The 20,006-nt window shown below is 59.4% G+C and carries 19 protein-coding genes; 13 read left to right on the top strand and 6 right to left on the bottom strand.

Translation table 11 applies throughout. The features are described from left to right. Window position 1 precedes the first annotated feature (1 nt). From dprA to aroE, 6 genes are all read left to right on the top strand, one after another. On the top strand, window positions 2-1,117 hold the full coding sequence (gene dprA, locus G4923_RS16985; protein ID WP_163137756.1) for a DNA-processing protein DprA: 1,116 nt from the start codon (window positions 2-4) through the stop codon (window positions 1,115-1,117). Then, window positions 1,110-1,583: a DUF494 family protein gene (locus G4923_RS16980; RefSeq protein ID WP_025325340.1), complete on the top strand. Its 474-nt coding sequence runs from the start codon at window positions 1,110-1,112 to the stop codon at window positions 1,581-1,583. Before dprA ends, G4923_RS16980 begins: the two co-directional genes overlap by 8 nt. 55 nt (window positions 1,584-1,638) lie before the next feature. After that, complete coding sequence (locus G4923_RS16975; RefSeq protein WP_139745007.1) at window positions 1,639-2,196, top strand: DNA topoisomerase family protein; 558 nt, start codon at window positions 1,639-1,641, stop codon at window positions 2,194-2,196. A 314-nt stretch (window positions 2,197-2,510) separates the two neighbouring features. Continuing rightward, window positions 2,511-3,071, top strand: a complete 561-nt coding sequence (gene tsaC, locus G4923_RS16970; RefSeq protein WP_163137755.1) for an L-threonylcarbamoyladenylate synthase type 1 TsaC — start codon at window positions 2,511-2,513, stop codon at window positions 3,069-3,071. Window positions 3,072-3,172: 101 nt separating this feature from the next. Then, window positions 3,173-4,081, top strand: coding sequence for an oxygen-dependent coproporphyrinogen oxidase (hemF, locus tag G4923_RS16965; RefSeq protein ID WP_111911647.1), 909 nt, complete (start codon window positions 3,173-3,175; stop codon window positions 4,079-4,081). A gap of 104 nt (window positions 4,082-4,185) precedes the next feature. Next, window positions 4,186-5,007 (top strand): shikimate dehydrogenase, encoded by an 822-nt coding sequence (gene aroE, locus G4923_RS16960; RefSeq protein WP_163137754.1) that lies wholly within the window; start codon window positions 4,186-4,188, stop codon window positions 5,005-5,007. Window positions 5,008-6,018: 1,011 nt separating this feature from the next. On the opposite strand, the gene yihA is transcribed toward aroE, so the two are convergent. Further along, window positions 6,019-6,675 (bottom strand): ribosome biogenesis GTP-binding protein YihA/YsxC, encoded by a 657-nt coding sequence (gene yihA / locus G4923_RS16955; protein ID WP_106885262.1) that lies wholly within the window; start codon window positions 6,673-6,675, stop codon window positions 6,019-6,021. A 143-nt stretch (window positions 6,676-6,818) separates the two neighbouring features. Here yihA and G4923_RS16950 point away from each other — a divergent pair, with 143 nt between their 5' ends. The 4 genes from G4923_RS16950 (at window position 6,819) to hemN (ending at window position 10,664) form a co-directional block, all read left to right on the top strand. Beyond that, entirely contained in the window at window positions 6,819-7,436 is a 618-nt protein-coding gene (locus tag G4923_RS16950; protein WP_163137753.1) for a c-type cytochrome, read from the top strand. Window positions 7,437-8,231: 795 nt separating this feature from the next. Further along, window positions 8,232-8,807: a Der GTPase-activating protein YihI gene (gene yihI, locus G4923_RS16945; protein WP_111911643.1), complete on the top strand. Its 576-nt coding sequence runs from the start codon at window positions 8,232-8,234 to the stop codon at window positions 8,805-8,807. Between the two features lie 11 nt (window positions 8,808-8,818). Next, window positions 8,819-9,259, top strand: coding sequence for a DUF2489 domain-containing protein (locus G4923_RS16940; RefSeq protein ID WP_111911641.1), 441 nt, complete (start codon window positions 8,819-8,821; stop codon window positions 9,257-9,259). A 31-nt stretch (window positions 9,260-9,290) separates the two neighbouring features. After that, a complete protein-coding gene (gene hemN / locus G4923_RS16935; RefSeq protein ID WP_111911639.1) occupies window positions 9,291-10,664 on the top strand; it encodes an oxygen-independent coproporphyrinogen III oxidase in 1,374 nt (457 codons plus the stop codon). Between the two features lie 76 nt (window positions 10,665-10,740). Here hemN and add read toward each other — a convergent pair whose 3' ends face one another. From add to glnA, 5 genes are all read right to left on the bottom strand, one after another. After that, on the bottom strand, window positions 10,741-11,742 hold the full coding sequence (gene add, locus G4923_RS16930) for an adenosine deaminase (RefSeq protein WP_163137752.1): 1,002 nt from the start codon (window positions 11,740-11,742) through the stop codon (window positions 10,741-10,743). 142 nt (window positions 11,743-11,884) lie between these two features. Beyond that, window positions 11,885-13,303, bottom strand: a complete 1,419-nt coding sequence (glnG, locus tag G4923_RS16925; protein WP_106885257.1) for a nitrogen regulation protein NR(I) — start codon at window positions 13,301-13,303, stop codon at window positions 11,885-11,887. Window positions 13,304-13,312: 9 nt separating this feature from the next. Then, on the bottom strand, window positions 13,313-14,368 hold the full coding sequence (glnL, locus tag G4923_RS16920) for a nitrogen regulation protein NR(II) (protein WP_041206667.1): 1,056 nt from the start codon (window positions 14,366-14,368) through the stop codon (window positions 13,313-13,315). A gap of 86 nt (window positions 14,369-14,454) precedes the next feature. Beyond that, on the bottom strand, window positions 14,455-15,030 hold the full coding sequence (locus G4923_RS16915) for a DUF4124 domain-containing protein (protein WP_106885256.1): 576 nt from the start codon (window positions 15,028-15,030) through the stop codon (window positions 14,455-14,457). A 198-nt stretch (window positions 15,031-15,228) separates the two neighbouring features. Beyond that, a complete protein-coding gene (gene glnA, locus G4923_RS16910; RefSeq protein ID WP_025325354.1) occupies window positions 15,229-16,638 on the bottom strand; it encodes a glutamate--ammonia ligase in 1,410 nt (469 codons plus the stop codon). Between the two features lie 350 nt (window positions 16,639-16,988). On the opposite strand from glnA, the gene typA reads away from it, so the two are divergent. From typA to G4923_RS16895, 3 genes are all read left to right on the top strand, one after another. After that, window positions 16,989-18,800 (top strand): translational GTPase TypA, encoded by a 1,812-nt coding sequence (gene typA, locus G4923_RS16905; protein WP_041206669.1) that lies wholly within the window; start codon window positions 16,989-16,991, stop codon window positions 18,798-18,800. A 177-nt stretch (window positions 18,801-18,977) separates the two neighbouring features. Next, window positions 18,978-19,850, top strand: coding sequence for a virulence factor BrkB family protein (locus G4923_RS16900; protein ID WP_025325356.1), 873 nt, complete (start codon window positions 18,978-18,980; stop codon window positions 19,848-19,850). A 12-nt stretch (window positions 19,851-19,862) separates the two neighbouring features. Beyond that, the gene (locus tag G4923_RS16895; protein ID WP_374048969.1) at window positions 19,863-19,988 is read left to right on the top strand and encodes a ribonuclease BN; all 126 of its coding nucleotides are present in this window, start codon (window positions 19,863-19,865) and stop codon (window positions 19,986-19,988) included. The last annotated feature ends 18 nt before the right edge of the window (window positions 19,989-20,006 follow it).

The raw sequence follows: 20,006 nt of genomic DNA, 5'->3' as shown, positions 1-20,006 counted from the left end.
CGTGCCACTTCCACTCGGGCGGCTCTCGCTGTGGTTGACGCTGGATACGGTGACCGGCATAGGTCCGGTCACCGCCGCGCGGCTGCTTATGCACTTCGGCGGCGACATCGACGCCCTGTTTGGCTGTGATGATGGCGTGCTGCAATCACTTGGCCTACAATCGGCCCAAATCCGGCAGCTGAGATGGCCATCACCCCTGGTGGAGCAGGGGTTGAACTGGGCCGCGGCACCTGACAATCACCTGCTTTGCCCTGACAGTCCCGCCTATCCCGCGCTGCTTAAAGAGATCCCCGCGGCCCCCCTGTTGCTCTATTGCCGCGGGGATCTCGCATCCCTCTCCCTGCCACAGCTGGCGATGGTGGGAACCCGTCACCCCACCTATGCAGGCAAGGACAACGCCGCCCGTTTGTGTGCCGAATTGGTGGAGAGTGGTCTGGCGATCACCTCCGGATTGGCGCTGGGCATTGATGGCATCTGTCACCAGCAGGCCTTGGCATCGGGCGGTGTGACGCTGGCGGTGCTGGGCTCCGGGCTTGACTGCCTCTATCCAAAGCGCCATCAGGGCCTGGCGATGCAGATCCTCGAGCACGGCGGTCTGCTTGTCTCCGAGCTGGCGCCGGACCAGGGGCCGCTGGCGGAACATTTCCCTCGTCGCAATCGCATCATCAGTGGCTTGTCGCTGGGCACGCTGGTGGTGGAGGCTGCCGAACAGAGCGGCTCCCTCATCACGGCCCGTTACGCGCTGGAGCAGGGGCGCGAGGTGTTCGCCGTACCCGGTGCACCGCAAAATACCCAGGCTGCGGGGTGCAATCGCCTGCTTCAGCAGGGGGCTAAGTTGGTCTTGAATGCGGCAGATGTCATGGAAGAGCTGCCAGCCCTTGTGCCATTAAAGAGGCTGGCGAACCCTTCTCCCGAGCCATTGCATAATAGCGAATTGCCTTATGCCGATTTGTTGGATAACGTAGATTATGAGACCACGAGCGTGGATACCGTTGCCGAGCGGGCCCAGCTTCCTGTCGAAGTGGTATTGGGCAGGTTGGTAGAGCTGGAGCTGGCCGGTGCAGTGATGGCGGTAGCCGGTGGATACGTCAGAGCGAGGAGGGCGAATCATGTTTGATGTATTGATGTACCTTTTCGAGACCTACATCCACAGCGATGCAGATGTGATGGTCGAGCAGGATGAACTCACCGACGAACTTAGCCGGGCCGGTTTCAATCAGGACGAGATTGAGAAGGCACTCAACTGGCTGGAACGACTGGCCAATCTGCATGACAGCGAGCGGGAGGTGTATGTCACCGCCAGCGCGCAAGGTTCGATGCGGATCTACGCCCCGCAAGAGCTGGCTCGCCTCAGTACCGAGTGCCGTGGTTTCCTGCTGTTCCTGGAACAGGCCCAGGTGCTGAACGCCGAAACCCGCGAAATCTGTATCGAGCGTTTGCTGGAGCTGGACAAGCCGGATATCGAGCTGGATGACCTGAAGTGGGTCGTCATGATGGTGCTGTTCAACGTCCCGGGCAGTGAGAATGCCTACCAGCAGATGGAGGAGCTGGTGTTTGACGAGTCGGATGGTGTCATTCACTGACAGTCCGGTGCCGCGCTGGTAGAATTCAGGCCATCTGGATTCCAAGGCGCGGCCCATGTCAAAAATCGATCATCACCTCTTTTCTGCCCACGAACATGCTTTCGAGCGCGAACCGTGCCCGCAGTGTGGTGCCGAGCTGGTGATCCGTCAGGGCAAGCATGGCCCCTTCCTGGGCTGCTCGGCCTACCCCTCCTGTGACTACATTCGTTCCCTGACGCCCTCCGGCCGCGACATCGAAAAGGTGCTCGAAGGATCCGCCTGCCCCGATTGTGGTCAGCCTCTGGCGATCAAGAAGGGGCGTTACGGCCTGTTCGTGGGTTGTACCCAGTATCCGGCCTGCCAGCATATCGAGTCCCTGCAGGAGAGCGACGATACCCAGATCCTTTGCCCGGAGTGCGGCAAGGGTCATCTGGTGAGCCGCACCTCCCGCTATGGCAAACAGTTTTACTCCTGCGATGCCTATCCTCACTGCAAATACGTGGTGAATGACAAGCCTGTTCCCATGCCCTGCCCCGAGTGTGGCTGGGGCATCATGATCGAGAAGAAAGTGAGAGGGAGTCTGCGCTGGGTCTGCCCGCAAAAGAAATGCTGTCATCAGATTGAGCGGGTATAATCCTGCCGCCATGAGCCGGCTGGCAGCTTGCTGGCAAGAGGGTACTTCAGCTGGATTTATCTTCTTGCGGTGAACCGCCCTTCTACGGCCGTGCCGTTGGGCGCCGATCCCGATGCTGCCGTGCCGCCAGCCTCTTGGTCTGTTCATGTGGCCCGGCATCTCAGGCGTTGCAGTGGCCAATGATGAGCCGAGGCTCTGATGGCGGGTCAAACGTCCGAATGTACTGAAGAAGTGAGGGCTCCAAGGTGCCCTCATGTCGGTTCAACTTACAACCCAGTGATGAGAGGTGGCAGCCCGGCTGTCGCATTTTTTCTATGCAAAACGAATTTGAACAAGCGATCGCCGCCCTGCACCGCGAAGGGGTGATCGCCTATGCCACCGAGGCCGTCTTTGGCCTGGGATGTGATCCCGACTCCGAGGCTGCGGTTCAGCGCCTGCTGGCCATCAAGCAGCGTCCGGTGGAGAAGGGCCTGATCCTGATTGCCGCCGATCTGACCCAATTGCAGGATTACATCGACCTGGGCCAGCTCAGCAACGAGCAGCTTGCTCGCGTGCAGGCGAGCTGGCCCGGCCCCTTCACCTGGATCATGCCTGCCCGCGTGACCACGCCGGCCTGGCTGACCGGACAGTTCGATACCCTGGCGGTGCGCGTCACGGCCCATCCTCAGGTGCAGGCCCTGTGCCGCGCCTTTGGCAAGCCCCTGGTCTCGACCAGTGCCAACCTGACCGGCGAGGAGCCTGCCCGACGGGTGGCCGACATAGGTGAGCTGCTGGCAAGTCAGCTGGCCCATATCCTGCCTGGGGAAGTCGGGGGACAGGCCAATCCATCCGAGATCAAGGACGCCCGTACCGGCGCCATCATTCGTCCCTCCTGAGGGGGCGCTGATTTGCAGCCATGACGGGCGATGTGCTTATGGCGTGACACCACAATATAAAATGGACGGGACGATCAAGATCCTGCCTGACTGGAGACAAGATGAGCAAACCGGATGTGGCCCAGGTCAAGGCCTTCCTGCTGCAGTTGCAGGACGAGATCTGCCGGGGACTGGAGCAGGCTGATGGCGCCGGACACTTCGTGGAAGATGCCTGGCGCCGCGAAGGCGGTGGTGGCGGCCGCACCCGGGTGCTGCGCCACGGCGCTGTGATCGAGCAGGGTGGGGTCAACTTCTCCCATGTCTATGGCGATGCCATGCCGGCATCGGCGACCGCTCACCGCCCCGAACTGGCCGGCCGCAAGTTCGAGGCCATGGGCGTCTCGCTGGTGATCCATCCGCACAACCCCTATGTGCCGACCAGTCATGCCAACGTCCGTTTCTTCATCGCCGAGAAAGAGGGCGAGGCGCCCATCTGGTGGTTTGGCGGCGGTTTCGATTTGACGCCCTTCTATCCGTTTGCCGAGGATGTGCAGCACTGGCATCAGGTCTCCCACGATCTCTGTCAGCCTTTTGGCGACCATATCTACCCCGAGTTCAAGTCCTGGTGCGATCGCTACTTCTTCCTCAAGCATCGCAACGAGACCAGAGGGGTGGGCGGCCTCTTCTTCGATGATCTGAACCGCTGGCCCTTTGCCGACTGCTTCTCCTTCATGCAGGCGGTAGGTCGGGGTTATCTCGATGCCTATCTGCCCATTGTCGAGCAACGCAAGACGCTGCCCTATGGCGAGCGGGAGCGGGCGTTCCAGCTCTATCGCCGTGGTCGTTACGTGGAGTTCAACCTGGTGTATGACAGGGGTACCCTGTTCGGGTTGCAGACTGGCGGACGTACCGAGTCGATCCTGATGTCGATGCCCCCCTTGGCCCGCTGGGAGTATGACTGGCAGCCGGAGGCGGGCAGCCCCGAGGCTTTGCTCTATACCGACTACCTCACGCCACGAGAGTGGCTGTGACTCGAGGGGCCATGACGGGCCCCTTTTTACTGGCCGATATTCGGCTTGTTCCCGACTGAGAAAACCCGTTAAATCGGGTGATCACCCTCTGATGGAACTCTTTGATGGATCGTTATCTGGTTTTTGGCCACCCGGTGCGCCACAGCAAGTCCCCCTTCATTCATACCCTGTTCGCCAGACAGACCCAGCAAGAGCTGGAGTATGGGTTGGCCGAGCCCGCCGTCGACGAGTTTGCCGCTACCCTGCGCAGCTTCTTTGCCCAGGGGGGCAAGGGGTGCAATGTCACTGTGCCCTTCAAGGAGCAGGCGTTCGCCCTGGTCGATCGGTTGAGTCCAAGGGCCAAGCGGGCGGGGGCGGTCAATACCATCAAGCTGACCGATGACGGCGTGCTGCTGGGGGACAACACAGATGGTGCCGGGCTGGTAGCCGATCTCAAGTCCCATGGGGTGACGCTGGCGGACAGCCGGATCCTGTTGTTGGGGGCCGGTGGGGCGGCTCGCGGTGCGTTGGCGCCGCTGCTGGCGGAGAAGCCGGGCGAGTTGGTGATCGCCAACCGCACTCATGGAAAAGCGCAGCAGCTGGCTGCCGAATTCCAGGATCTGGGAGCGCTCAGTGCCAAGACTTATGAGCAGCTGGCGGGGCCGTTCGATCTCATCATCAATTCCACCTCCGCCAGTCTGCAAGGGGAGTTGCCACCGCTGGCACCGGCCCTGATCCACGCCGATATCGCCATTTACGACATGATGTACGGTGCGACGGACACGGCCTTCATCGGCTGGGCCAAGCAGCATGGCGCCCGTCAGACCATGGACGGGCTCGGCATGCTGGTGGAGCAGGCTGCTGAAGCCTTTACCGTGTGGCGCGGCATCCGGCCTGGCACCAAGCAGGTGTTGAGAGAACTGAAACGCAATCTGGGCACCCTGTAAGTCGGTCCGCTTATCAAGCGGGTGAGGAGTGGCACAACCGCGAGTGTGCGCTCCTGCTGGCAGGCTGTTGCGATGTCACACCCTATGTCTGAGCAGAACCTCTCTCTTCCTCGGGGGAAACTGCTCCCCGTGCGTGGGAGAATGAAATTGGCGCCATTATAAAAAGAAATATAAATCTATAAGTAACAATGATTTGTGATGATTCATGGCTAGTGCCGCTCACGTTTATCAAGTTTTTTCTCAAAGCAGCGGAACTTGTGCGAAATGGTGCTGACTAACTAGATAGTTGAGGAAGTGCTAGCTAGTCACCTTTATAACTCCCCGGTATTTATACTGGGGATTTTTTTATCCATTTGAAAAATATAGAAATTTACCTTTCCCGTTTTGGGTGAAACTAAATTACATAAATTACTTTCACTTTCTGCTGCTTTGCTATACAGTTATCGGCGTAGGGTACAGAGGTAAGATGTTCTATCTTTCAGACCTTTTATTTCACGTAATTGAATGTGGCTGAATAGCAGCCCCGATGAGTCATCGTCGGGGTGTTTTTTTATGCGCAGCATTTAGAGTAAATGCTTTAAATTGGGCAATCTTTTGTTAGAATAGGGATGTTTCTTGAGGAAAACCAATCGTCTTTGTTCTCGAGAACTCGCTTTTTCCCAATTTTTTGAACTCATTTCTTCAGGCCGGTCCGCGACAGCGAGACTGGCCTCATTTTTATCTCTCTTCAGGCCTATCTTGTAATAAATTTTCAGTTTTGTTGATGTTCGGCATTATTCCCGGTTTGTTTGGTGGGACGGATGAAAACGATGTCAAAGAGAGTGAAAGTTAATTTTCACAGCAGCCTAACGCTCTATCTCTCTGATCGAAAAGACTTATAAGCTATAGGGGTGGGTTGTAACAGAGGTTGTAACAGAAGGGGGCGCGGGACAGGCCCAGGCAGGGAAAAACTGAAAGTCTTTCAATCAGCGGAGGGCCAACTCCGCTCATTGCAGCAAGAAGAGGAGCGATTTACTCCTCGATCTGGTGGTCTTCTTCTGTGTCGATCGAAGCGGTTTCGGCATTGGACAGATACCAGCCGCTCAGGGTCTGGGCCAACTTCTCGACGCCTATGTTGTTGAGGGAGGAGAAGGCCTCAACCTGGATCTGCGGACCCAGCTCGGCTACTGCCTGGCGCACCTTGATCACCTGGTTGTTGCGGGGGCCCGGGCTCAGCTTGTCTGCCTTGGTCAGCAGCAGCATCACCGGCAGCTCGCGGTGTGAGCTCCACTCCAGCATGTTCATGTCGGTCTCTTTGAGCGGATGGCGAATGTCCATCAGGATCACCAGACCTTTCAAGGATTCGCGGCGCTGCAGGTATTCAGCCAGTGACTTTTGCCACTTGAGCTTCATTTCCAGCGGAACCTGCGCATAACCGTAGCCCGGCAAGTCGACCAGGCGCTTGCCCGGTTCCAGTTCAAACAGGTTGATCAGCTGGGTACGGCCCGGTGTCTTACTGGTCCGTGCCAGGTTCTTGTGTTTGGTCAAGGTATTCAATGCAGATGATTTACCGGCGTTGGAACGCCCGGCAAACGCAATCTCGACACCCCCATCATTTGGCAGGTGGCGGATGTCGGGTGCGCTGGTCACAAAATGCACCTTATTGAAATTCAGAGTTTGTGTATCCAACGTAAATTCCCCATAGAGATAGAGGGTTATAGAGTTACTTTTTTGTGAAATCGTGTAAAATGGCGTCGTTTAAACGCGTTTATTTTAACATGCCTTCGGCGGCATGGGATCTGGAAGTCTAATAACGAGAAAGTTGGAACGCCATGAAGAACCTAGTCATTACACTTGCTCTGATGGTTGGCGTAACTGGGATGGCACAAGCCAAGGGCGATGCCGCTGCGGGACAAACCAAGGCTGCCGTCTGTGCGGCCTGTCATGGACCGGACGGCAACAGCCCAGTCGACATGTATCCCAAGATTGCTGGTCAGCACGCATCATATATCAAAAAACAATTAGTTGAACTGAAGGCTGCAGCTTCTGGCCAAACTGGTCGGGTTGCTCCCATCATGGGACCCATGGCGTTGCCTCTGTCCGATCAGGACATGGACGACCTGGCGGCCTACTTCTCCAGCCAGAAGGTGACTCCGGTTGCCGTGCCCGATGACGTGGTTGCCGCAGGCAAGGCGCTCTATATGGGAGGCGACATGGAACGTGGCCTGGCTGCCTGTACCGCCTGCCATGGTCCGCGCGGTTCCGGCGTCGAGCAGGCCAAGTATCCCAGCTTGTCGGGGCAGCACCCTGCGTATATCAAGGCGCAGCTCAACGCCTTCCGTGCGGCAGCCCGCGACAATGACCCCAATGGCATGATGCGGGATGTGGCCAAGAAGCTGACGGATCAGGATATCGAAGCCCTCTCCAAATACGTGGCGGGTCTGCACTGATAAGGTCCTGAATCTATCTTGTTGAAAAGAGCAGGGAACTATCAAGGTTCCCTGCTCTTTTTTGGGGTTTCTGGCGCAGTGCCTGCAAATGCCCTGCATTGTTGTAAGAGATCCCCCATTTCCGAGTCTGGTCGGGGCTGAAACAGCGTTCAGCCTTCGATGCGGAAGCTATAACTTTCAATATGTTAAACATGAGATGGCCACTAATCTTCATTTGAAAGCATACCGGGTGGATTGAGCCCGACTGCGAAATTGTTACAGTGAGCTCATGGAATGACCTGACGAGCTGTTGGCGTTCGGGTTGGACAGGGAGTCGGCTCAGCAGACAAGTGATGAGCAAGAGAGTCTGAGACCAGGATGGTGACCGCCAGGGATGAGCGGGGCTGCGGGAGGCAACCACCCCAGAAAGACGACCGGATGTTGTCCGCATGGGTTAGACAAGCACACGCACATTCAGGATCGAGCAACAAGGGTCAGGAAGACCTAACGACATGATGCGCAGAGGTACGCCCAGGGATAAGGCGATTTGCAGCCAGGGAATGGGACTCGCATGACAGGATCAAGGCAGCTTCGGCTGCCTTTTTTCTGTTGGGTCATTAACCCGCCAAGGCATTCTGTGTCAAAATACCAGCAACATGCCCAGAGGATGCCGATCCTGCGGTGTTCAGCGACCGAATATGGTCGAATTGGTGCGGGATCCCACTCTTGTTCCAGATTTACTGTTCCCCACTTCAGCATCCTCCCCGGACGAAACAATCCCGGGGGTTTCAATCCAGTTATTTGTCGGAGTCATTCATGTCGGCCAAACAACCCACCCGCAAGCCTACCGGCAAGCGCAAAGAATCAGATGCCAGTGCCCTGGAAGGTCGTGAGCGCAAACGCGCCGCCAAGCGCAAGGGCTTGAAGGCGGGCTCCCGTCAGCAGGTCGAGCAAGGTAACAAGGGCGGTAGTGGCAAGCAGGCCAAGGATCCGCGCATCGGTTCCCGCAAGCCGGTCGTGCTGATCGTGGAAGAGAAGAAGTCCCAGTCCGTGGTGGCCAAACCACAAAAAGAGAAGAAGTTGGTGATGACGCCCGAGCAGGAGCTGGCCTCCATCGAGAATGATGATCGCCTGAACGATCTGCTGGATCGACTGGATGCCGGCGAAACTCTGGAAGCGGCCGAGCAGGCCTGGGTCGATCAGCGCGTCGATCGCTATCAGGAGCTGATGGACGAGCTCGGCATCATAGACACCGACGAAGATGACGACGGTGATTTTGACGACGTCGAGTATGAAGAGCCGAGACAGCCTGCCTCCGAGGAAGAGCTGTGGGAGCGTTTCAGCCAGGTTGACTATCAGCCCGAACCCAAGCCCGAGCCGAAGAAGAAGTGATGAGTGGATGGATGCTGGCCGCCCTGCTGGGGGGCCTTGTCTTGCTGGGGCTGGCTGTCTATGCCGGCACCCTGCTGGCACGTCTCAAGCGTCAGCACGACATGCAGCGGCAGGCCATCGCGGCCCGCAACGAGCGCATCCTCGACAGCGTCAGGGTGATAGCCCATGCGGTACGGGATGGTCAGTGCGACTACTCGGAGGGGGCCATCCGGCTGACCAACCTGCTGGATGCCTTGCAGATCAAGGGAGGGCGAGCCTTCGCCAATGAATTCCCTGGTCTCTATGGCCTCTACGAGAAGGTGAAGGAGATGCCGACTCACGAGGCGAGGCGAGCCCTCAAGCGCAACGAAGTGATGAAGATGGATCTCGAACGCAGCGGCTACGAGGCCGAGCTGGAGGCGCAGATCCTCAAGGATGTCGCCCGACTGAAGGACTTTCAGCTAAGCCGGTGAGCCCTGGATAACAAAGAAAGAGGAAGCAAGCGTGCAAGCAGAACAGATTGTGTGGGATCAGGCCCTGATCGAGAAATATAACTACAGCGGCCCGCGTTACACCTCCTATCCCACCGCGCTGGAGTTCAACGAGGGCTTCGGTTATCCGGACTTCGTCCAGGCCGCGGGCCAGTATCCGGCGCGCAATCTGTCGCTCTACGTGCACATCCCCTTCTGCCACAAGCTTTGCTACTACTGCGGCTGCAACAAGGTGATCACCCGTCACCAGCACAAGGCCGATCAATACCTCGATTACCTCGAGCAGGAGATCAAGGCGCAGGCCCCCCTGTTCAAACACCGGCTGGTGACCCAGCTGCACTGGGGCGGCGGCACCCCCACCTATCTGAACGAAGGGCAGACCCGTCGCCTGATGGCCATCTTGCGGGAGCACTTCCGGTTTGAGGATGAGGGGGAGATCAGCATAGAGGTAGACCCGCGCGAGATCGAACTCTCCATGCTGGATGTGCTGCGGGAGCTGGGCTTCAACCGCATTAGCCTCGGCGTGCAGGATTTCAACAAGGCGGTCCAGGTCGCGGTCAACCGCGAGCAGGACAACGACTTCATCCGCGCCATGCTGGAGCGCGCCCGGGCATTGGGGTTCCGCTCCACCAATCTCGACCTCATCTACGGCCTGCCGCACCAGAACCGGGAGAGCTTCCACCACACCCTGGAGGAAGTGCTCAAGACGGATCCGGCCCGCCTCTCCATCTTCAACTATGCCCACCTGCCGAGCCGCTTCGCCGCCCAGCACAAGCTGAAGGAGGAAGACATGCCGGCGCCCCGGGAGAAGCTGGCCATGCTGCAGGACACCATCGCCTTCCTCACCGGTCAGGGTTATCAGTTCATCGGCATGGATCACTTCGCCAAGCCCGATGACGAGCTGGCGGTGGCCCAGCGCGAGGGCAAGCTGCACCGCAACTTCCAGGGCTACACCACCCAGGGGGATTGCGATTTGCTGGGGCTGGGGGTCTCTTCCATCAGCATGATGGGGGATGCCTACTCCCAGAATCAGAAGGATCTCAAAACCTATTACGCCCAGGTGGAGACGCTCGGCCACGCCCAGTGGAAGGGGTGCTCCCTCAACCGGGACGATCTGATCCGCCGCGAGGTGATCAAGCGCCTCATCTGCGACTTCTCCCTGAACTTCGCCGCCGTCGAGCAGGCCCATGACCTGGTCTTCCGGGAGTACTTCGCCGAAGATCTCAAGCTGCTGCAGACTTTCATCGACGATGGTCTGGTGCGCATGACAGACGACGGACTTGAGGTGGTCTCCACCGGTCAGCTGCTCATTCGCAACATCTGCATGTGCTTCGATGTCTACCTGCGCAGCAAGGCGCGCCAGCAGCAGTTCTCCCGGGTGATCTGAACCGGCAGCCCGGCGCTGAAGATAAAAAAACCGCCTCTCGGCGGTTTTTTTATGGAGTAAGCAAGCGGCTCAAGACTCAGCGGCTGGCGGCGCGGGCGCTCAGCTCGGCTTTCTCGCCATCGCTCAGGAAGGCCAGGGTCAGGCCGTTCTGCTGGGCGGTGCGGATCTCGCTCGCCGTCATGCCGGCGGCCGGGGCGGCCACCTCGTATTCATGGGGCAGGTCAATGCCTTCCACTGCGGGGTCGTCGGTGTTGAGGCAGGCCAGCACGCCGGCGGCCAGGAACTGGCGGATCGGGTGCTCGGTCAGGTTGGCGACAGTGGTGGTCTGGATATTGGAGGTGAGGCAGGACTCGATGCCGATGCGGTGCTCCGCCAGATAGGCCATCAGGGCCGGATCCTGGATGGCCTTGACACCGTGACCGATACGCTCGGCGCCCAGATCGCGAATGGCCTGCCACATGCTCTCGGGGCCCGCCGCTTCACCGGCGTGCACGGTGACGCGCATGCCCGCATCCCGCACCTTGCGGAAGTGATCGGTAAAGAGTTCCCCCGGGAAGCCCAGCTCGTCACCGGCCAGATCGATGGCGACCAGCTTGTCGCGATGGGCCAGACAGGCGGCCAGCTCCTTGTTGCACTGCTCGGTGCCGAAGGTGCGGCTCATGATGCCGATCAGGTTGGTCTTGATGCCAAAGTCGCGGCTGCCGGCGGCCACGCCGTCGATGATGGCTTCCACCACACCCTGCGGATGCAGCTTGTGGGCCATCGCCATGTAGGCGGGGCTGAAGCGCAGCTCGGCATAGTCGATGCCGGCGCGCAGCAGATCTTCCACGTTCTCGTAGGCGACCCGGCGGCAGGCGTCGTAATCGGCCAGCACGGCCACGCCCCAGTCCAGTTTCTTCAGGAAGGCCACCAGACTCGGCTCGTTCTCGACGATCTGCACGTGGGGGCGCAGGGCCTCCAGCTCATCGGCTGGCAGCTGGATGTTGTGCAGGCGACCCAGCTCGAGAATGGTCTGCGGACGGATGTTGCCATCCAGATGGCGGTGCAGGTCGGTCAGGGGGAGGGATCTGTCAATCATGATGGCGCCTTCTGCGAGTCGGGTTGGAAAGCCTGTCATTCTAGGCGGGGATCTTGAAAAAGATACCCCGTTTGCAGGCAAACGGGGTCTGATTGGTCAGGCTTTCCCTCAAGGCGTGATGGGAATCGTTTTTCCCGAAGACTCAGGGAATGTCGAGTTCCTTGAGCTTGCGGGTCAGGGTATTGCGACCCCAGCCGAGCAGGCGGGCGGCCTCCTGCTTGTGGCCATGGGTGTGCTCCAGCGCCGTCTCCAGCATGATCCGCTCGAACTGGGGCATGGCGTCGGCCAGGATGTCGGTCTCCCCCAGCGCCAGCTTGGCGGCCACCCAGTCCTGCAGTTGTTGCTGCCAGCCACCGGTCAGCGCGGGCTGGCCGGGTTCCGCCGTGCTGGTGATGGGGGTCAGCAGCTCGGTGGGCAGATCGCCGACCAGCACCTCCTGGCCCGAGGCCATCACGGTCAACCAGCGGCAGACGTTCTCCAGCTGGCGCACGTTGCCGGGCCAGGGCAGGCGGCTGATGTAGGTCTGGGTATCCGGGTGCAGGCTCTTGGCCTCCACGTTCAGCTCCTTGGCGGCCCTCAGCAGGAAGTGCTGGGCCAGCTGGGGTATGTCCTCCCGTCTCTCCTTGAGGGCGGGGATATGGATGCGGATGACGTTGAGGCGGTGGAACAGGTCTTCGCGAAACTCGCCGTCGGCGACCCGTTTCTCCAGATTCTGGTGGGTGGCGGCGATGATCCGCACGTCCACCTGCACCGGTTGATGGCCGCCGACCCGGTAGAACTGGCCATCGGCCAGCACCCGCAGCAGCCGGGTCTGGACGTCGAGGGGCATGTCGCCTATTTCGTCGAGAAACAGGGTGCCGCCGTCGGCCTGCTCGAAACGGCCGTGACGTATGTTGTTGGCACCGGTGAAGGCCCCCTTCTCATGGCCGAACAGCTCGGATTCGATGAGATCCTTCGGGATGGCCGCCATGTTGAGGGCGATGAAGTTCTTGTGGGCGCGCGGGCTGTGCTTGTGCAGGGCATGGGCGACCAGCTCCTTGCCGGTGCCGCTCTGGCCGTTGATCAGCACCGAGATGCTGGAGCGGGACAGTCGGCCTATGGCGCGAAACACCTCCTGCATGGCGGGGGCCTCACCGATGATCTCCGGGGTGGTGGTGGCCTCCTGTTGGCGCGCCTTGCGCTTGGTGCGCTGCTCTTTCAGATGATTCTCGGCGCGGCGCACCAGGGTGACAGCCTCGTCGATGTCGAACGGCTTGGGCAGGTATTCGAAGGCGCCGCGCTGGTAGGCGTTGACCGCGCTGTCGAGATCCGAGTGCGCCGTCATGATGATGATGGGCAGATCCGCCTGGCGGCGGTGGATCTGTTCCAGCAGGCTCAGGCCGTCGATGCCCGGCATGCGGATATCGGAGAGGATCACGTCCGGCGAGCGCATCTCCAGCGAACTCAGCAGGGCTTCGCCGTCGGCAAAGCTCTCGCATTCGAAGCCTTCGCTACCAAGGGTGCGCTCCAGGACCCACCGGATGGAGCTGTCGTCATCGACGATCCACACTTTTGCTGTCATGAGGTTCCCTTACTTGCGAAGTGGTAGGTAGATGGTGAATTCGGTGTGGCCGGGCCAGCTGATGCAGTCGATGCGTCCCTTGTGCTGATCGATCAGGTTCTGGGCGATGGAGAGGCCGAGGCCTGTGCCCCCCTCCTTGCCGGTGATCATGGGGTAGAAGAGGGTGTCGCGAATGGCATCGGGAATGCCGGGGCCGTTGTCGATGATCTTGATCTCTGCTGCCAGGCGATAGCGTTGTCCGTGGATGGTGATCTGGAAGGCGGTGCGGGTCTTGATGCGGATGAGCCCGGTCTGGTCACCTAGGGCCTCGGCGGCATTGCGGACTATGTTGAGAAACGCCTGCTGCAGCTGGTCCGGCTCCATCTCGAACTCGGGAATGCTGGGGTCGTAGTCCCGCTCGATGCGGATCTGGGGCGGCAGTTCCAGATCTACCAGGCGGCGCACCTGCTCCAGCACCGAATGCACATTGTGCATCTGATGGCGTCCCGGCCGCTGGGGGCCGAGCAGACGATCGACCAGCACCCGCAGGCGATCGGCCTGCTCTATGATGATGCCGGTGTATTCACGCAGGGCCGGGTCCGGCAGCTCCTTTTGCAACAGCTGGGCCGCGCCGCGCAGACCCCCGAGGGGGTTCTTGATCTCGTGGGCCAGCCCGCGCACCAGCTCCTTGGCGGCCTGCTGCTGGGCATGCTGTTGCAGCTCCTGGCTGATCTTCTTCTGCTGATCGATTTTGCGCAGCTCCACCACCATCAGCCGCTGCTCGTGGTCGGCCATGGGGCTCACGCTGATCTCCACCAGCCTGGGCTCTCCCTCCACCACCAGGGTGACTTCGCTGTCGGTGAAGCCCTGCCCCGAAATGAGGCACTGCTTGAATCGTTGCAGGTCGAGGGAGATGTGCTCCAGCAGATGGGGCAGTTCGATCCCGATCAGTCGCCGTTCGCTGAGGGAAAGCAGCTGTTCGGCCGCCGGGTTGACGAATTGAATGCAGAGCCGCTCATCCATCAGGATGACGGCGGTCAGCAGGTTGTCCAAGAGTGTCTTGGCGTGATCCGAGCGGGTTGGCACAGGTTTCTCCCTAAAACGGTGCTTTACACCTGTTATGCACCGATATGGTGCATTGAGTTTACCCGCATCGGTGCGTCACATCACCCCTAATTGGCCTTGGGGGTGGCTTTGGGAGCTGGATTCACAGTCGTTCTATGCAGGTAAAAGGTGGCTGCTTTGGATTTAGCAAGGATCGTACCGTCTTTGGTAAGCAGCTCGAGCCGTGCCTCGTAGGCGCCGCGAGGGAGGTTCTCAACCCGGATGGCCAGGCTGTTGTGAACGAGGGGAATGGCCTTGTCGTTCAGCAGCAGGCGCACGTCATATTGCACCGGCGCCTGGGGATGGACCTGTGCCTGGAAGACGATGTTGCCCGTGTTGTCGCGCAATGTGCTGCCCGGCTCTGGGGAGAGCAGTTCTATCTCCAGGGGGGCAGCTTCCTGGGCCTTCCTGGCATCGACGCCGGTCAGGCTGTTGAAGTCGTCGACCTGGACCGAGTGGGGCGAGGTGCCGATGAGGGGGGAGACCCGCAGGTCTAACTCCCTGGCGTTCTTGCCGGGGGGAGGGGCGTCGGTGTAATGGGTCACCCCTTGAGGGTCGACCCAGGAATATACTCTGGCCGCCTGGGCGGTGCAGGAGATCATCAGCAAGAGGCCCAGCGTCCATGTCGGGTGTACTGTTTTCATCCATCTCTCCTTGACGGGGTTCACCTTAATCCTATCAGAGAAAAAAATGTCGGGTTTATTGTCGGATCGGCGGTGAAAAATGAGTTCGCTGAGCCCTAGCCCCATGCTGCGTGAGGCAATGAGTCATGATATTTCAGCCCCTTAGATAAAAAACCCGCCAGATGGCGGGTTTGTCATGATGAAGCAATGGGCACCGGATTAGACGGAGTAGTACAGCTCGAACTCCAGCGGGTGCGGGGTCATGCGGACACGATCCACGTCATGCTGCTTCAGCTCCAGGTAGGAGTTGATGAAGTCGTCGCTGAAGACGCCGCCACGGGTCAGGAACTCGCGGTCAGCATCCAGTGCGGACAGGGCCTCGTCCAGGGAACCGGCAACGGTCGGCACTTCTGCGGCTTCTTCCGGCGGCAGGTCATACAAGTTCTTGTCCATGGCATCGCCCGGATGGATCTTGTTGATGATGCCGTCCAGACCGGCCATCAGCTGGGCAGCGAAGGCCAGGTAGGGGTTGGCAGCAGGATCCGGGAAGCGCACTTCGATGCGGCGGGCTTTCGGGCTCGGCACCACCGGGATACGGATGGAAGCAGAGCGGTTGCGGGCGGAGTAGGCCAGCATGACGGGGGCTTCATAGCCCGGCACCAGACGCTTGTAGGAGTTGGTGGTCGGGTTGGCGAAGGCGTTGATGGCCTTGGCGTGCTTGATGATGCCGCCGATGTAGTGCAGCGCCATCTCGGACAGACCGCCGTACAGGTCACCGGCGAACAGGTTGACGCCGTTCTTGGCCAGGGACTGGTGGCAGTGCATGCCGGAGCCGTTGTCACCGAACATGGGTTTCGGCATGAAGGTGACTGTCTTGTTGTAGGCGTGGGCCACGTTGTGGATCACGTACTTCAGCACCTGCACTTCGTCAGCTTTCAGGGTAAGGGTGTTGAAGCGGGTTGCGATCTCGTTCTGACCGGCAGTGGCCACTTCGTGGTGGTGAGCTTCAACGACCTGGCCCATCTCTTCCAGCACCAGACACATGGCGGCACGGATGTCCTGGGAGGAGTCAACCGGCGCAACCGGGAAGTAGCCACCCTTGACGAAGGGACGGTGCCCCTTGTTGCCGTGCTCGTACTCGGTACCCGAGTTCCAGGCAGCTTCTTCGGATTCGATCTTCACGAAGCTGTGGCCCATGGTGTTGGAGAAGGTGATGTTGTCGAACATGAAGAATTCCGGCTCCGGCCCGAACAGCACGGTGTCAGCGATGCCGCTGGCTTTCAGGAAATCTTCGGCACGCTTGGCGATGGAGCGCGGATCGCGGTCATAGCCTTGCATGGTGGCAGGTTCAAGCACGTCACAGACGATGTTCAGCGTGGTCTCTTCGGTGAACGGGTCCAGTTTGGCGGAGGCCGGATCCGGCATCAGCACCATGTCAGACTCGTTGATGCCCTTCCAGCCGCCGATGGAGGAGCCATCGAACATCTTGCCGTCTTCGAAGAAGTCTTCGTCGACCTGGTGGGAAGGAATGGATACGTGCTGCTCTTTACCCTTGGTGTCGGTAAAACGCAGATCAACAAACTTGACTTCGTGTTCCTGGATCAGGGCCAAAACGTTCTGGGCTGACATGCTAAGTAACCTCCGGTGTTAAAACTCTTTGGGTGAATGCGTCATCACATTCACATAAGCCAGTATCGTGCCAAGTTTGTGACAGCTTGATTTCAGTGCATTTGCACCCTTTCAGGCTGTCGGGACTCCCGCTTTCATGCTTGGCTGCGCCTCAAAGTGGTGCAACCTTGGATCGTTTTGGTGCACCAGGATGGTGCGCCTACGTGTCAAGACCATCTAAGCAGGCTTTTGGCGCGGGGTCCATGATCCAGATCCCCTGTCGTACACGAATGGTCTGCAATTCTGCTAGGCAGATCACAAAGGCGAGAGTACAATTAGCGCCCAATTTTACCCGGTGATTTGAGGCGAGAATGTTAGAGAACTTACGCAATATTGCGATTATTGCGCACGTAGACCACGGCAAAACTACCCTGGTTGATAAGCTGCTGCAGCAGTCTGGAACCCTGGACCGTACCACTGATGGTCAAGAGCGTCTGATGGATTCCAACGATCTGGAAAAGGAACGTGGTATTACCATTCTCGCCAAGAACACTGCGATCCGCTGGAATGACTACCGCATCAACATCGTCGATACCCCGGGTCACGCCGACTTCGGTGGTGAAGTTGAGCGCGTAATGTCCATGGTTGACTCCGTGCTGCTGCTGGTCGACGCCGTTGACGGTCCTATGCCGCAAACCCGTTTCGTGACCCAGAAAGCCTTCGCCCAGGGTCTGAAGCCGATCGTGGTCATCAACAAGATCGACCGTCCGGGTGCTCGTCCTGACTGGGTAATGGATCAGGTATTCGACCTGTTCGACAACCTAGGTGCCACCGATGAACAGCTGGACTTCAAGGTTGTTTACGCCTCTGCACTGAACGGTTGGGCCACCCTGGACCAGAGCGTCGAGTCCGACAACATGGAACCCCTGTTCCAGGCCATCGTTGACAACGTCGAGCAGCCGAAGGGTGACCCCGCCGGTGGCTTCCAGATGCAGATCTCCCAGCTGGACTACAACTCCTACGTCGGTGTTATCGGTATCGGCCGCATCACCCGTGGTCGCGTCAAGACCAACCAGCAGGTCACCATCGTTGGTGCCAACGGCAAGAACCGTACCGGCAAGGTCGGTCAGGTGCTGGGCTACCTGGGTCTGTCCCGTACCGAAGTGGCCGACGCGCAAGCGGGCGACATCATCGCCATCACCGGTCTGGGCGAGCTGAAGATCTCCGACACCATCTGTGACAACAATGCCGTCGAAGCCCTGCCACCGCTCTCCGTCGACGAGCCGACCGTGAACATGACCTTCCAGGTCAACACCTCACCGTTCGCCGGCAAAGAAGGCAAGTTCGTGACCTCCCGCAACATTCTGGAGCGTCTGAACCAGGAGCTGGTCCACAACGTGGCCCTGCGTGTGGAAGAGACCGAAGATCCGGACAAGTTCCGCGTCTCCGGCCGTGGTGAACTGCACCTGTCCATCCTGATCGAAAACATGCGTCGCGAAGGCTACGAGCTGGCGGTATCCCGTCCGGAAGTTATCCTGCGCACCGTTGACGGCGTGCTGCACGAACCGTTCGAAACCGTGACCGTGGACGTGGAAGAGATCCACCAAGGTTCCGTCATGGAGCAACTCGGCCTGCGTAAGGGCGAGATGACCAACATGACCCCGGATGGCAAGGGCCGTGTCCGTCTCGACTTCATGATCCCGAGCCGTGGCCTGATCGGTTTCCAGACCGAGTTCCTGACCATGACCTCAGGTACCGGCCTGCTGTACCACACCTTCGACCATTACGGTCCGCACAAGGGTGGCAGCATCGGTGAGCGTCAGAACGGCGTGCTGATCTCCAACGCCACCGGCAAGGCCCTGACCTTCGCCCTGTTCGGTCTGCAAGACCGCGGTCGTCTGTTCATCGGTCACGCGACCGAAGTGTACGAAGGCCAGGTGATCGGGATCCACTCCCGCTCCAACGACCTGACCGTCAACTGCCTGAAGGGCAAACAGCTGACCAACATGCGTGCCTCCGGTACCGATGAAGCCCAGGTGCTGACTCCGCCGATCCGCATGACCCTGGAGCAGGCTCTCGAGTTCATCGACAACGATGAGCTGGTGGAGATCACTCCCAAGGCCATCCGTATCCGCAAGAAACTGCTGACCGAAATGGATCGCAAGCGCGCCGGTCGTGCTTGATCGATAGCTGTTCATCGACAGACCAAAGAGAGGCCTTATGGCCTCTTTTTTTATGGTCGCGCGGCGGCCTCTTGCTCTGAGTTGGTCGATGGTGATGGCCGCGAATCGGCTCATGGGTGGTCAGATGGGCACCCTATCTGACACAATATCTGCATGATGACGCTTACGAGAATCAAGATGCAGCAGCAAATCCGGGGCCGCCTGGCCCACGCAGTCTCCTTCTTGCGCCACGATGGCGCCCATTTCGCCCAGTTTGTCTGGGGCCGTTTCCAGCAGGACAGGCTGACGGTCACCGCCGGTTACCTGGCCTATGTGACCCTGCTCTCCCTGGTGCCCATGGTCGCCGTGGTGTTCGGCATGATGTCGGCCTTCCCGGTATTCCAGACCCTGAAACAGCAGATGGAACAGTTCGTCTATCACAACTTCGTGCCCACCGCCGGCGAGATGCTCAAGGAGTACATAGACGGCTTCGTGGCCAATGCCACCAACACCACTGCGGTCGGCATAGGCGCCCTGATAGTGGTGGCGCTGATGTTGATCTCTGCCATCGACAAGAACCTCAACTACATCTGGCGTTCGACCCAGAATCGACCGCTGGCCCAGGCCTTTGCCATGTACTGGATGATACTGACCCTGGGCCCCGTGCTCATCGGGGCCAGCCTCGCCATCTCCTCCTACATACTGTCGCTGAAGCTGTTTGCCGCTGACAGCCTGTTTGGCGCCGGCTATCTGGTGCTGCGCAGCCTGCCCTTCCTGTTCTCTGTGTTCGGCTTCCTGCTTATTTATACCGTGGTGCCGAACTGCAAGGTGCGGCTGACCCACGCCTTGATCGGCGCCCTGGTGGCGGCCACCCTGTTCGAGCTGGCCAAGCGTGGCTTCTCCATCTACATCACCAACTTCCCCTCCTATCAGGCCATCTACGGCGCCCTGGCGACCATCCCCATTCTGTTCGTCTGGGTGTATCTAAGTTGGTTGGTGGTCTTGCTCGGCGCGGAGACCACCGCCTGCCTCGGAGAGTATGAGAAGCCCGGCAACGAGGAGCTGGCTTGAGTCAGCCGCTCATTGTTGGCACCGATATCCATTCTGTTCGTCTGGGTCTATCTAAGTTGGTTGGTGGTGTTGCTCGGCGCGGAGACCACCGCCTGCCTGGGGGAATACGAGAAACCGGGCAACGAGGAGCTGGCCTGACATAGCGCCGATCCCGGC

Origin of the sequence: Aeromonas rivipollensis (assembly GCF_010974825.1) — a bacterium.
In the GTDB taxonomy this organism is placed as follows: Bacteria; Pseudomonadota; Gammaproteobacteria; order Enterobacterales; family Aeromonadaceae; genus Aeromonas; species Aeromonas rivipollensis.
This window is presented reverse-complemented; position numbering and strand designations above follow the sequence as displayed.